General features: G+C 73.9%; 11 protein-coding genes. 5 read left to right on the forward strand and 6 right to left on the reverse strand.

Going from position 1 to position 11,740, the window contains the following annotated elements; genetic code table 11:
* The first annotated feature begins 295 nt into the window (after positions 1-295).
* Together GPA10_RS23715 and GPA10_RS23720 are read left to right on the forward strand one after the other, a co-directional pair.
* Positions 296-1,582 (forward strand): sensor histidine kinase, encoded by a 1,287-nt coding sequence (locus GPA10_RS23715; protein ID WP_157167252.1) that lies wholly within the window; start codon positions 296-298, stop codon positions 1,580-1,582.
* A complete protein-coding gene (locus tag GPA10_RS23720) occupies positions 1,579-2,244 on the forward strand; it encodes a response regulator transcription factor (RefSeq protein ID WP_343041262.1) in 666 nt (221 codons plus the stop codon). Before GPA10_RS23715 ends, GPA10_RS23720 begins: the two co-directional genes overlap by 4 nt.
* Here the strand turns inward: GPA10_RS23720 and GPA10_RS42685 are convergent.
* Both GPA10_RS42685 and GPA10_RS23730 read right to left on the reverse strand, forming a co-directional pair.
* On the reverse strand, positions 2,205-2,591 hold the full coding sequence (locus tag GPA10_RS42685) for a DUF6332 family protein (protein ID WP_246259615.1): 387 nt from the start codon (positions 2,589-2,591) through the stop codon (positions 2,205-2,207). The two genes, GPA10_RS23720 and GPA10_RS42685, sit on opposite strands and share 40 nt — an antisense overlap.
* Before the next feature lie 103 nt (positions 2,592-2,694).
* Positions 2,695-4,242 (reverse strand): MFS transporter, encoded by a 1,548-nt coding sequence (locus tag GPA10_RS23730; RefSeq protein ID WP_246259617.1) that lies wholly within the window; start codon positions 4,240-4,242, stop codon positions 2,695-2,697.
* A gap of 86 nt (positions 4,243-4,328) precedes the next feature.
* Here GPA10_RS23730 and GPA10_RS23735 point away from each other — a divergent pair, with 86 nt between their 5' ends.
* Entirely contained in the window at positions 4,329-4,754 is a 426-nt protein-coding gene (locus tag GPA10_RS23735) for a MarR family winged helix-turn-helix transcriptional regulator (protein WP_157167253.1), read from the forward strand.
* A gap of 25 nt (positions 4,755-4,779) precedes the next feature.
* On the opposite strand, the gene GPA10_RS23740 is transcribed toward GPA10_RS23735, so the two are convergent.
* The gene (locus GPA10_RS23740) at positions 4,780-5,508 is read right to left on the reverse strand and encodes a maleylpyruvate isomerase family mycothiol-dependent enzyme (protein ID WP_058851127.1); all 729 of its coding nucleotides are present in this window, start codon (positions 5,506-5,508) and stop codon (positions 4,780-4,782) included.
* Positions 5,509-5,597: 89 nt separating this feature from the next.
* Positions 5,598-6,902: an MFS transporter gene (locus tag GPA10_RS23745; protein WP_343041263.1), complete on the reverse strand. Its 1,305-nt coding sequence runs from the start codon at positions 6,900-6,902 to the stop codon at positions 5,598-5,600.
* A 310-nt stretch (positions 6,903-7,212) separates the two neighbouring features.
* Here GPA10_RS23745 and GPA10_RS23750 point away from each other — a divergent pair, with 310 nt between their 5' ends.
* Positions 7,213-8,445, forward strand: a complete 1,233-nt coding sequence (locus tag GPA10_RS23750) for an ROK family protein (RefSeq protein ID WP_058851130.1) — start codon at positions 7,213-7,215, stop codon at positions 8,443-8,445.
* Between the two features lie 15 nt (positions 8,446-8,460).
* Here GPA10_RS23750 and GPA10_RS23755 read toward each other — a convergent pair whose 3' ends face one another.
* Positions 8,461-9,687, reverse strand: coding sequence for an MFS transporter (locus GPA10_RS23755; protein ID WP_157167254.1), 1,227 nt, complete (start codon positions 9,685-9,687; stop codon positions 8,461-8,463).
* A gap of 178 nt (positions 9,688-9,865) precedes the next feature.
* Positions 9,866-10,465 (reverse strand): TetR/AcrR family transcriptional regulator, encoded by a 600-nt coding sequence (locus tag GPA10_RS23760; RefSeq protein WP_058851132.1) that lies wholly within the window; start codon positions 10,463-10,465, stop codon positions 9,866-9,868.
* 192 nt (positions 10,466-10,657) lie between these two features.
* Between GPA10_RS23760 and GPA10_RS23765 the strand changes: the two genes are divergently transcribed.
* Positions 10,658-11,692: an NAD(P)/FAD-dependent oxidoreductase gene (locus tag GPA10_RS23765; protein ID WP_198351688.1), complete on the forward strand. Its 1,035-nt coding sequence runs from the start codon at positions 10,658-10,660 to the stop codon at positions 11,690-11,692.
* Positions 11,693-11,740: the final 48 nt, after the last annotated feature.

An 11,740-nucleotide genomic window follows, 5' to 3' on the forward strand; every position in this document is an offset into this window, starting at 1 on the left:
CCCGCCCGGCGGTGAGCCGGGCCGGTCGGGACGACGGCTCAGCCGGTCGACGCGGTGGTGGTCGGCCCCGTTGGGTGGGCAGTCGGAGGGGCGTCAGGGTCGGTCGGAGTGGTGGCCGGGTCGGTCGACGCGGTCGTCGGGCTCGTCGGGTGGGCAGTCGGAGGGGCGTCAGGGTCGGTCGGAGTGGTGGCCGGGTCGGTCGACGCGGTCGTCGGACCCGTCGGGCGGGCAGCCAGAGTGCCGGCGGGGGCGGCGGGGGCGGCGGGGGCGGCGGGGGCGGCAGCCGGGGCGGTCGATGGGGCGGGTGGATTCGTCGGGCGGTCACCAGGGCCGCCCGGGGTGGTGGGCGGACCCCTCGGGCCGGCCCGCCGGGCCGCCGCGGTGGCGGCAGGGACCCCCGTGGTGGCGGCTCGGCGGCGCGGGGCCGCGGCACCTGCCGTGGGCGACCACCGTGCTGCTCACTGTCTTCGTGCAGGTCGGCACCACGTTCGCGGCGCACGGCCAGCCCGAAAGGGCGACGGTCGACGGCTACGCGCGGGCGCTGCTCCTCGCGGGCACGGCCGCGCTCCTGCTGCGCCACCGGCACCCGGTGGCCGTGGCGTACTTCACCAGCGGAACGGTCCTGGTCCACCTCGGCGCCGGATACCCGTACGGCCCGGTCTTCGTCACGGTCGCCGTGGCCTGCTTCGCGGTCGTCGTCGCCGGGCACCGCGGGGCGGCGTGGGGCGCCCTCGGGACGCTCTGGGCCGGGCACGTCCTGATCGCGCACTGGTTGTTCCGGTATCTGCCGCCCGCGGACGACGGGGCCGAGTCCTGGGGGCAGGAGATCGCCGTGGCCGTCTGGGTGGTGGCGATCGTCGCCGTCTCCGAGCTGGCCCGCACCCGCCGCGAGCAGTGGATCAAGCAGCGCGAGGAGCGCGAGCTCGCCGCCCGGCGCCGCGCCGACGAGGAGCGCCTGCGCATGGCGCGGGAACTGCACGACGTGCTCGCCCACAGCATCTCCGTCATCAACGTCCAGGCGGGCGTCGGCCTCGCCCTGCTCGACTCCGACCCCGAGCAGGCCCGCGCGGCCCTGACGACCATCAAGGCCGCCAGCAAGGAGGCGCTCGGCGAGGTCCGCCAGGTCCTCGACACCCTCCGCGCGCCCGGCGCCGCGCCCCGCGCCCCCGCTCCCGGTCTCGACCGGCTCCCCGAACTCGTCGAGCAGGCCCGGAGCACCGGCCTGACCGTCACCGTCACGACCGAGGGCGGCAGCGGCGAGGCCCTGCCGCCCGGCGCCGACCTGGCCGCGTTCCGCATCGTCCAGGAGGCCCTGACGAACGTGGTACGCCACTCCGGCTCGCGCGCCGCCCGCGTCCTGGTGCGGCACGCGCCCGGCGCGGTGACCCTGCGCGTCGACGACGACGGTCCCGCCACCGGCGCGCAGGCGGGCGGCAGCGGCAACGGGCTCGCCGGGATGCGGGAGCGGGCCGCCGCCCTGAAGGGCACCATCGAGGCCGGTCCGCGCCCGGACGGCGGTTTCCGGGTCATCGCGGTCCTGCCCACCCGCACCGGCCCCACGGCTCCCCAGGAGGACCAGTGATCCGCGTACTGCTCGCCGACGACCAGTCGTTGGTCCGTGCCGGGTTCAAGGCGCTGCTCGACGCGCAGGCCGACATCGAGGTCGCGGGCGAGGCACCGGACGGCGATGAGGCCGTGCGCCTGGTGCGCGACCTGCGCCCCGACGTCGTCCTGATGGACATCCGCATGCCGGTGCTCGACGGCCTCGCGGCCACCCGCCGCATCACCGGCGCGAGCGACCTCGACGAGGTGAAGGTGGTCATGCTCACCACGTTCGAGCTCGACGAGTACGTCTTCGAGGCCATCCGCTCCGGTGCCTCGGGCTTCCTGGTGAAGGACACCGAACCGGAGGAGCTGCTGCGCGCGGTGCGGGCCGTGGTCGCCGGGGACGCGCTGCTCTCGCCCGGGGTGACGCGCCGCCTCATCGGGGAGTTCGCCGCGCGCTCCAAGGAACCCGCGGCCGCAGAGACGCTGAGCGCGCTCACCGAGCGTGAGCGGGAGGTGATGGCGCTCGTCGGCATCGGCCTCTCGAACGAGGAGATCGCCCGCCGCCTCGTCGTCAGCCCGCTCACCGCCAAGACCCATGTGAGCCGCGCCATGGTGAAGCTGAACGCCCGGGACCGCGCCCAGCTGGTCGTGCTCGCCTACGAGTCGGGCCTCGTACGGCCCGGCTGGCTGGGCTGATCCTGGCCGCCGCCGTCGCGGTTCTCCAGATACGTGGTGATGTCCATGCCCCCGTACGGGGCGCCGCCGTCGAGAGCGGCCCGCCGCTCGCGCTCACGCGCCGTGAACCGCCACAGGACCGTCACGAGCCGGACGACGAACGCGGTCACGGCGAGGGAGACACCCGCACCGAACAGGGTGCCGCGCGCCGCCTTCGGCAGGTCGAACGCGAGGGCCGGTCCCGCCACGACCACGCCCATCACGGCGAGCGCCAGCGCCGTCGCGCTCACCAGCGCGTACCCGATCTCGATCGTGACGGCGTCCCGCTCGGCCTGGCTGCGCCGCCGGCGGCCGGTGTCCCGCTCCATGCTTCCCCCCCGTACGAACTCCGCGTACGGCGAGTGAAACAGCCGGATGCCCGGCGGGCAAGGAACCCGCCGGGCATCCGGCGCGGAGGCGAGTGCCGGGCGGTCAGTCGCCCACGGCGACCCGCTCGTCCTCGGGGGCGGCCGAACCGGGCGCGTGCGCCGTGGAGTCCGACGCGGCCACGGGCCCGGCCGCGATCGCCGACTTGGCGACGACCACGGTCTGCTGCTTGCGGCGCGCCCGCAGCCCGGTGAGGTTGATGAGCAGACCCGCGAGCGCGAACGCGGTGACGAGGACCAGGCCGGGACGGTAGCTGTCGAGGACGGCCTGCGGCGAGGCGGCGCCCTCGGTGGAGCCGTGGTCGGACGCCGTGATGACCGCCGTGGTGATCGCGAGGATCACCGCGCCGCCCACCTGGATGGAGGTGTTGAGCAGACCCGAGACCATGCCCTGCTCGTGGTCGTCCACGCCGTTGGTCGCCTGGATGTTGAGCGAGGGGAAGACCAGGGCGCAGGCGAGGCCGAGCAGGATCATCGACGGCAGGATGACGGCGACGTACGTGGGGGTCAGGTCGATGCGAAGGAAGAGCGCGTACGACGCCACGAGCAGCGCGAAGCCCGTCACGATCACCCGGGTGGTGCCGAACCGGTCGACGACAGCGGCGATCTTGGTGGCGGACAGCGCCACGATCACGCCCGCGGGCAGGAAGGCGAGAGCCGTCTCCAGGGCCGACCAGCCGAGCAGCGACTGGAGGTACTGCGTGGCGATGAACTGGAACGACACATAGCCGCCGAAGAACGTCACGGCGCCGAGCTGGGCCCGGATCTGCTGGCCGGAGCGCAGCACGCCGAGCCGGATCAGCGGGCTCGCGGTGCGCAGCTCGATGCGGACGAACACGGCGAGAAGGACGGCCACCGCGAGGAAGGAGAGCAGGGTGCGGGCGGAGGCCCAGCCGACCTCGGGCGCCTGCACGACGGTGAAGACGAGCAGCAGCATCGAGGCCGTGCCGGTGACGGCGCCCGGCACGTCGTAGCCGCCGCGCTTCTCCTCGCGCGCGGAGCGCGGAATGAGCTTGAGCCCGGCGAGCAGCGCGATCACGGCGATCGGGGCGGGCAGCAGCATGGTGAGCCGCCAGCTCACCTCGGTCAGGACGCCGGACAGGACGAGGCCGAGCGAGAATCCGGCGGCGGCGCAGGTGGTGTAGATGGACAGGGCGCGGTTGCGGACCGGGCCCTCGGCGAACGTGGTCGTGATGATGGACAGGCCCGCGGGCGCGGTGAAGGCGGCGCTGAGGCCCTTCACGAAGCGGCTGGCGATTAGGAGCGGACCGGAGTCGACGAGCCCGCCGAACAGCGAGGTCAGGGCGAAGACACCGAGGGCGATCAGGAACACCTCGCGGCGCCCGAGCAGGTCGGCCGCCCGGCCGCCGAGCAGCAGCAGACCGCCGTAACCCAGGATGTAGCCGCTGACGACCCACTGCAGGGACGAGGTGGACAGGTCGAGTTCGGAGCCGATGGAGGGCAGGGCCACGCCGACCATCGACACGTCGAGCGCGTCCAGGAACATCGCTGCGCACAGCACGAGCAGCGTGCCCCACAGACGCGGGGTCCAGCGCTCCGGGGACGCGGAGGCAGGAGAGAGCGGAGAAGTCATGCGGAGCACAGTTCCATGCACGTGCATTGAATGCAAGTGCATTTAATTCATGTGCAATAAACGGTGAACTTTGCTACCGTGCGTCCATGGCGGAGACCAAGGCCGGGCCGGTGGGAACGGACGCCGAGCAGGGGCTCGTGAACCAGTGGCGGGACATCCTCGCGGTGCACGCGCGCACCCAGTGCGAACTCGACCGCGAGCTGCACGCCCACGGCCTGGGCGCGAGCGACTTCGAGGTCCTCGACGTGCTCGCCACGGGGCTCGCGCAGGACGGCGCCGCCACCCTCCGCGTCCAGGACATCGCCTGTCAGGTGCATCTGAGCCAGAGCGCGCTGTCCCGCCTCATCGGCCGCCTCCAGAAGGACGGCCTGGTCGACCGCGAGATGTGCAGCGAGGACCGCCGCGGCGTGCGGGTCTGTCTCACCGCCAAGGGCGGCAAGGTGCACGCCGAGGCCAGGCCCGTGCAGCGGTCGGTCCTCGCGCGGATGCTGCCGGGCCGGCCGGGCGCCTGACGGCGGCTCGGACGAGTCGGACGGCTCAGACCCCCGCTCGCTCACGCCAGCGCGCGGCCAGCTCCGCATCGCCCGTGACCTGCGGGAACGGCACCCTGTTCCACAGGGCACGGTAGAGGTGCCCGACCGGTCCCGCGACCTCGCAGTCGGCGGGCGCCGTATCGCCGGACTCGGTGACCGGTATGTCCTCGGAGAGCCGCACCGTCCAGACGGCTCCCGCGTCCGTGGTGCGCACGCGAAGGACCCGCGGTGTCTCCGTCCGCATGCGGCTCCTGTCGCGCCCGTGGAATCCGCGCAGCAGTTCGTCGATCCCGTCGACCGCGAACTCCGTGCCCACCGGCGCGGACGCCCCGCCGCGCGCGGACTCGGCGTCGAAGCGGTGGACCGTAGTCTCGTTGGCCTGGCGGCGCGCCCAGAAGGCGAGCGGTGACGGCGCCGGCATGAACGTCCAGCACTCCAGGTCCTCGGGTGCCGCGCGCAGGGCGGCGACCAGACCGGCGTGCCCCTCGCGGAACCAGTCGAGCAGCGCGGCGCCGTCCAGGTCGGGCGCCTCCGGGGCGGGACGGGGCGCGGTGTGGCGGTCCACGACGTGCCGCGTCGCCCAGCGGTGCACCGTGCCGGTGTGCCGCAGCAGGTCGCGCACCTGCCAGTCGGGACAGGTGGGAACGGCCGCGTCGGCCCCCGCGTCCTGCGCGGCGTCCGCCAGCAACGTCCCCTCGTGGTGCAGGACTTCGATGTGCTCGGCAATCTTCATGGGGGGATTGTGCAACAGGGCGGGGTCGCGGGTCGCGGGGAATTCCCGGCGTACGGGCGTCCGTGGTTCAGCGTGCGGGTGTCCGTGGTTCAGCGTACGGGTGTCCGTGCCGGGCGCCGTGCCTTCGACTCGGCGGCTCGCTCGCCCGGCATGGGGGTGCGGCCCGTCGCCGCGCCGATGCCCGCCGCCACCGCCGCGAGCAGGGCCACGCTGGTCAGCGCCACCGGCAGCGAGAACCAGTCCGCCATGAACCCGATCGCGGGCGGCCCGAGCAGCATGCCGCCGTAGCCGAGGGTGGACGCGGTGGCCACGCCGCCGGGCCCCGCGAGCGCCCCCGCCCGCTCGACCGCCACGGGGAAGATGTTCGCGAGCCCGAGCCCCGTGACGGCGAACCCGACGAGGGCCACGCCGACCGACGGGGCGAGCGCGCCCAGGAGCATCCCGGCCGTCGCGAGCAGGCCCCCGCCGACGACGGTACGGGTACGGCCGAGGCGTTCCAGGAGCGTCGTGCCGGAGAGCCGCCCGATCGTCATGGCGAACGCGAAGCACGAGTAGCCCGCGGCCGCGATCCCGGGATGGGCGTCCAGGTCCTGCTCCAGGTGCAGCGCGCCCCAGTCGGCGAGCGCCCCCTCGCCGTACGCCGTGCACAGCGCGACCAGGCCGAAGATCAGGACGAGCCCCCGGGTGCGGCGCGCCGCACGGGCCGGGACGTCGTGGCGGCCCGCCGCGCCGGTGTCGCCGGAGCCGCCGGACGCGCCGGTGTCCGCCGCGTCGTGGGCGCCGGGCACCGGCGGCACCTCGTACCGCAGCAGCGTGGGCGCCGTGACCGCCGTGAGCAGCAGCCCGATCACGGTGAGCGCGAGCAGGTGCCTGGTCGGGGACAGCTGCCCCGCGACAAGCCCGCCGAGGCCGGCGCCGAGCATGCCGCCGAGGCTGAACGCGGCGTGGAAGCTGGGCATCACGGGCCGCCGCAGCGCGCGCACCAGATCGACGGCGGCGCTGTTCATCGCCACGTTGATCCCGCCGTACGCGGCCCCGAAGAGCAGCAGCACCAGGCCGAGCGCGAGTGCCGAGTGCGTCAGTGGCGGCAGCGCCACGCTCAGCGGCAGCAGCACGCCGCAGACCACCGTCACCTGCCGGCTCCCGAAGCGGGAGCACAGCCGCCCGGTCAGCGTCATCGTGATCACGGCACCCGCCGAGACCCCGAGCAGGGCGAGCCCGAGCGTGCTCGCCGACGCCCCGGTCTGCTCCTTGATGGCCGGGATCCGCACCACCCACCCGGCGAAGACGAAGCCGTCGAGGGCGAAGAAGAGGGTGAGGGCGGCACGGAGCCGGGTCAGTGCGGGGGAAGTGGCTCCGGACGCCCCTGGCGTGGTTTTGTTCAGTAGCGGCACAAAGTCAGCGTAGAGGGGAACCTGGGTCGTGGACAAGACGGATTGCTCGCGGAGCGCACCGAGCGGGTGGGGCGCGCGCCGGGCACGCGAGGTGTGCGGGGCGTGGCGGTCGCCTGGCCTGTACGAGGTGTACGAGGTGTACGAGGTGTACGAGGTGTACGAGGTGTGCGGGGCGTGCGGGGCGTGTCGGACGGGCGACGTGTGCCCGGGGGCGCGGTGGGCGCGGGGTGCCCGCGGGGCGTCGGGACGGGGAAGGCCGGATGACGGCTGAACGGCGAGGCGGCGTACGGATCATGGGAGACTCGCCTTCATGAACGGGAAGGCTGCCACCCGGGGTGAGGCACATCTGTCCACGCGTACGCGACTCGAACGCGGGCGCTCCGCGCTCGGGCCCGCACTCGAACTCGTCCACACCGGGCGCGCCCCCACCCGAGCCGTCCTCACCGCCGAGCTCGGCGTCACCCGGGCCACGGCCGGTGCCGTCGCGGCGGAGCTGGAGTCGCTCGGCCTGATCCGCATCGACGCGAAGCCGAGCGCGGCCGCCGGGTCCCAGGGCCGGCCGTCGCACCGGCTCTCGGTCGCAGAGGCCGGGCCGGTGGCGCTTGCGGCGCAGGTGCACGCCGACGGTTTCCGGGCGGCGCTCGTCGGCCTCGGCGGCCGGCTCGTCGCCACCGCGCCCGGCTGCGAGACCGTCGACGCCGACCCGGCGCAGGTCCTCGGCTCGGTCGTCGAGGCGGGCGCGCGACTGCTGCGGGAGACGGGCAGACGCTGTGTGGGGGCGGGCCTCGCGGTGCCCTCGGCCGTCGCCGAGCCCGAGGGCACCGCCCTCAATCCGCTGCACCTGGCGTGGCCCGCGGGCGCGCAGGTCAGGGAGATCTTCGCCGACTGCGTACGGGACGCGGGCGTCGAGGGCCCCGCGTTCACGGGCAACGACGTGAACCTCGCGGCGCTCGCCGAGCACCGGCACGGCGCGGGCCGCGGCGCACGGGACCTGCTGTGCGTGGCGACCGGGCACCGCGGTGTCGGCGGTGCCCTCGTCCTCGACGGCCGTCTGCACACGGGCAGTTCGGGCCTCGCCCTGGAGGTCGGCCACCTCACCGTGCACCCCGAGGGCCGTCCCTGCTACTGCGGCAGCCGAGGCTGTCTGGACGTGGAGACGGACCCGCTCGCCTTCCTCACCGCCATGGGCGTGGAGCCGGGCCCCGAGGGCCTGCTCCAGCAGGCCCGCAGGCTGCTGGCCGAGCAGTACGCCGATCCGGCGGTGCGCACGGCCGCGGAGGAGCTGATCGACCGCCTCGGCCTCGGCCTCGCGGGCCTGGTGAACATCCTCAACCCGGACCGGATCATCCTCGGCGGGCTGCACCGCGCCCTCCTGGAGGCCGACCCGGAGCGGCTGCGCGCCGTCGTCGCCGACCGCAGCCTGTGGGGCCGCAGCGGTGGCGTCCCCATCCTCGCCTGCACCCTCGACCACAACAGCCTGGTGGGGGCCGCCGAGCTGGCGTGGCAGCCGGTGCTCGACGACCCCCTGGGGGCGCTCGGCTAGTCGCGGGCGGCGGCTTCAGCCGACCTCGACGGCGTCCCGTACGGGGGAGTGGGTATCGGGAGCATCGGGGGCAGCGGACGTGCCGGCGGGAGTCGAGGCGCTGGGCGCCACGCGTCGCCGCCACTCCGGTACGAGGGTCACCAGGCCGAGCACCGCGAGCCCGGCACCGATCCACAGCGGCGCGCGCAGCCCGTACGCGTCGATGGCGGGACCGCCGACGGACGTGGCGATGATGATGCCGCCCGTGATGAACGACGAGTGGACGCTGTTGACCAGCGGGCGGGTGTTGCCGACCCGCTGCACCCGGGTCACCATCGCCGGGTTCATGGTGACGCCGACGAGACCGATGCCGAGCATCATGGCCACGGCGCCGACGGGCAGGTCCGCGAGCAGCGCGAAGCCGACCAGGAAGCCGAGGTTCAGGAGCAGTCCGGTGACCAGGACGGGCAGCGCGTGCCGGTCGGCGAGGCGGCCCACGACGGTGTTGCCGATGAGCGTCGCCGCGCCGTACGCGACGAGCAGCAGCGGCACGGTGCCGGTGGCGAACCCGGTGATCTCGGTGAGGATCGGGTTGAGGTAGCTGAACGCCGAGAACGTCGCACCGATCACGAAGGTGCTTGTGGTGAGCGTCAGCCAGAGGCGCGGGCTGCGGAAGGCGCCCAGCTCCTCGCGGACCGACCCCGCGTCGTCGGCGCGCTCGATGCGGGGCACACCCACGAACGTGGCCACGGCGGCGAGCGCCGTCAGGACGGTGATGGCCCAGAACGCCGCGCGCCAGCCCAGGTGTTCACCGACGACGGTCGCGAGCGGCAGCCCGAGAAGCGTGCCGAGCATGAGGCCGTTGAGCGCCACGGCGACGGCGCGGCCGCGTATCTCCGGGCGGGTGAGGCGGCTGGCCAGCGAGATGCCGACACCGAAGAAGGCCTGGGAGGCGACGCCGGTGACGACGCGGGCGACGAGCATGGTCCAGTAGTCCGGTGCGAGGGCGGCCAGGACGTTGCCCCCGAGAAAGATGGCGAACAGCACCATCAGCGCCCGCTTCTGCGGGAGCTTCAGCAGAGCGACCGTCAGGAACGGCCCCCCGAAGGCCATCGCCACGGCGAAGGCGGTGATCAGATAGCCGATCTCGGGGATCGTGGCGTCGAGCCCGTCGGCCATCTGCGGCATGAGTCCAGCGACGACGAACTCACTGGTCACCATGGCGAAGATGCCTAGGGCGAGGACGTATACGGCGCGGGGCATGGGGCTGCTCCTTCGGGAGGCGTGGGGCGGGAGGCGGGGGAGGCGGGTCGAGTATTGGATAGTTCAGTACAAAATTAGGACGTGCGAGACCTCGGCGGGTGCGTACGGGGGTGGGCCGTCCCGGGGGTGCGGGGCGCCCGGGACGGACTCGCGGGACGGACTCACTCGCGGGACGGACTCAGGGGCGCAGGGCGTCCAGGGCGGTGTCGGCGATGGACTCCAGGATCGCGCGGTCCGCTCCCGCCTGGGCGGAGACGCGCAGGCCGCCGATGGTCGCGTTGATGAACCGGGCCAGGGCGTCCGGGTCCCGCCCGGTGGTGATCGTGCCGTCGCGGCGGCCCGCGTCGAGCGCCACGTGCAGCAGGTCGAGCCGGACGCGGAGGTCGTGCTCGACCAGGGCGGCTGCCTCCGGGTCCCGCCGCGCCAGCTCCACGACGGTGTTGACGGTGAGACAGCCGATGCTGCTCCCGTCGGCCTCGCGGTACTCGTACTCGCTGTCGACGATCCGGGTGAACAGGGCGCGGATCCGCTCCATGCCGGAGCGCCCGGGGTCCTCCAGGATCTCCGCCTGCGGTGCGCTCATCAGCTCGATGTAGCGGGTGAGTGCGCGCCGGAACAGGTCGTGCTTGCTGGTGAACGTGTTGTAGATGCTGCTGCGGCCCAGTCCGGTGGCGTCGCACAGGTCCTGGGTCGAGGTGGCCTCGTAGCCGTTCGTCCAGAACGCGCGCATCGCCGCGTCCAGGGCCCGCTCCTCGTCGAAAGTCCGCGGTCGGGCCATGACCGTACGGTAGCCGTTTTGGACTGCTCGTTGCAATACGTTGTACGGGTTTGCTGAAGCGGCAAGCATGTTTGCCGGAAAGGCCGGATCTCGTGCAAGGTCGTCGTGGAGGTGTTCGCCATGAACGGCATGAACGGCATGAACGGCATGAACAGCATGAACCACGTGAACGGCACGAATGACATTGATGACATGAACGGCGTAAACAGCGTGAACGGCGTGCACGACGATCAGCTGATGGACGGCTACGACGTGGTGGTGGTCGGCGGTGGCGCCGCCGGGCTCAATGGAGCGTTGATGCTGGCCAGGGCCCGCCGCTCGGTGGTGGTGCTCGACGCGGGCGCCCCGCGCAACGCCCCCGCCGACGGGGTGCACGGACTGCTCGGGCGGGAGGGGATGCCGCCCGCCGAGCTCCTGGAGCGCGGTCGCGCCGAGGTGCGCGGGTACGGCGGGCAGGTGGTACCGGCCGAGGTCGAGAGCGTGGAGCGCGCCGGGGACGGGTTCGAGGTCCGCCTCGCCGACGGCCGGGCCGTGCGCGCCCGCCGCGTCCTGGTGGCCACCGGCCTGGTGGACGAACTGCCCGACGTGCCCGGACTGCACGAACGCTGGGGGCGGGATGTGCTGCACTGCCCGTACTGCCACGGCTGGGAGGTGCGGGACCAGGCCATCGGCGTCCTGGGCAGCGGTCCCCTCTCGGTGCACCAGGCGCTGCTCCTGCGCCAGTGGAGCGCCGACGTCACCTTCTTCCCGCACACCATGGCGCCGCCGAGCGCCGAGGAGGCGGAGCAACTGGCGGCGCGGGGCATCCGGGTGGTCGAGGGCGAGGTGGACTCCCTGGAGATCGTCGACGACCGCGTCGTCGGGCTGCGGATGGCCGACGGGGAGCTGGTGCGCCGGGACGCGGTGGCGGTGGCCCCGCGGATGGTGGCACGCGTCGGCTTCCTGAAGGCGCTCGGCCTTGAGCCGGTGCCGCATCTGGCGGGGGAGCACCTGCCGAGCGAGGCCGGCCGCACCGAGGTGCCCGGGGTGTGGGTCGCGGGCAACATCACCGACCTCGCCGCGCAGGTCGGCGGGGCGGCGGCCGCGGGGGCGGCCGCCGCGGGGCAGATCAATGCGGACCTGGTGGCGGAGGAGACTCGGGTGGCGGTGGCGGTCCATCGCGGGGGCGGGGCGGGCGCCCCGCCTGGTGCGGGGGAGCGACCCGCGCGGGCTGGACGGGGGGAGTGATCGGTGCGGGCCGGATGGGGGAGTGACCGGTGCGGCCGGGTCGGGGGA

It is taken from the genome of Streptomyces typhae, assembly GCF_009755605.1.
In the GTDB taxonomy this organism is placed as follows: Bacteria; Actinomycetota; Actinomycetes; order Streptomycetales; family Streptomycetaceae; genus Streptomyces; species Streptomyces typhae.

Coding starts and splice junctions, on each gene's coding strand:
- GPA10_RS23715 (WP_157167252.1), top strand. CDS start 296: ATGGGGCGGGTGGATTCGTCGGGCGGTCACCAGGGCCGCCCGGGGTGG.
- GPA10_RS42685 (WP_246259615.1), bottom strand. CDS start 2,591: ATGGAGCGGGACACCGGCCGCCGGCGGCGCAGCCAGGCCGAGCGGGAC.
- GPA10_RS23730 (WP_246259617.1), bottom strand. CDS start 4,242: ATGACTTCTCCGCTCTCTCCTGCCTCCGCGTCCCCGGAGCGCTGGACC.
- GPA10_RS23735 (WP_157167253.1), top strand. CDS start 4,329: ATGGCGGAGACCAAGGCCGGGCCGGTGGGAACGGACGCCGAGCAGGGG.
- GPA10_RS23740 (WP_058851127.1), bottom strand. CDS start 5,508: ATGAAGATTGCCGAGCACATCGAAGTCCTGCACCACGAGGGGACGTTG.
- GPA10_RS23750 (WP_058851130.1), top strand. CDS start 7,213: ATGAACGGGAAGGCTGCCACCCGGGGTGAGGCACATCTGTCCACGCGT.
- GPA10_RS23755 (WP_157167254.1), bottom strand. CDS start 9,687: ATGCCCCGCGCCGTATACGTCCTCGCCCTAGGCATCTTCGCCATGGTG.
- GPA10_RS23760 (WP_058851132.1), bottom strand. CDS start 10,465: ATGGCCCGACCGCGGACTTTCGACGAGGAGCGGGCCCTGGACGCGGCG.
- GPA10_RS23765 (WP_198351688.1), top strand. CDS start 10,658: ATGAACGGCGTAAACAGCGTGAACGGCGTGCACGACGATCAGCTGATG.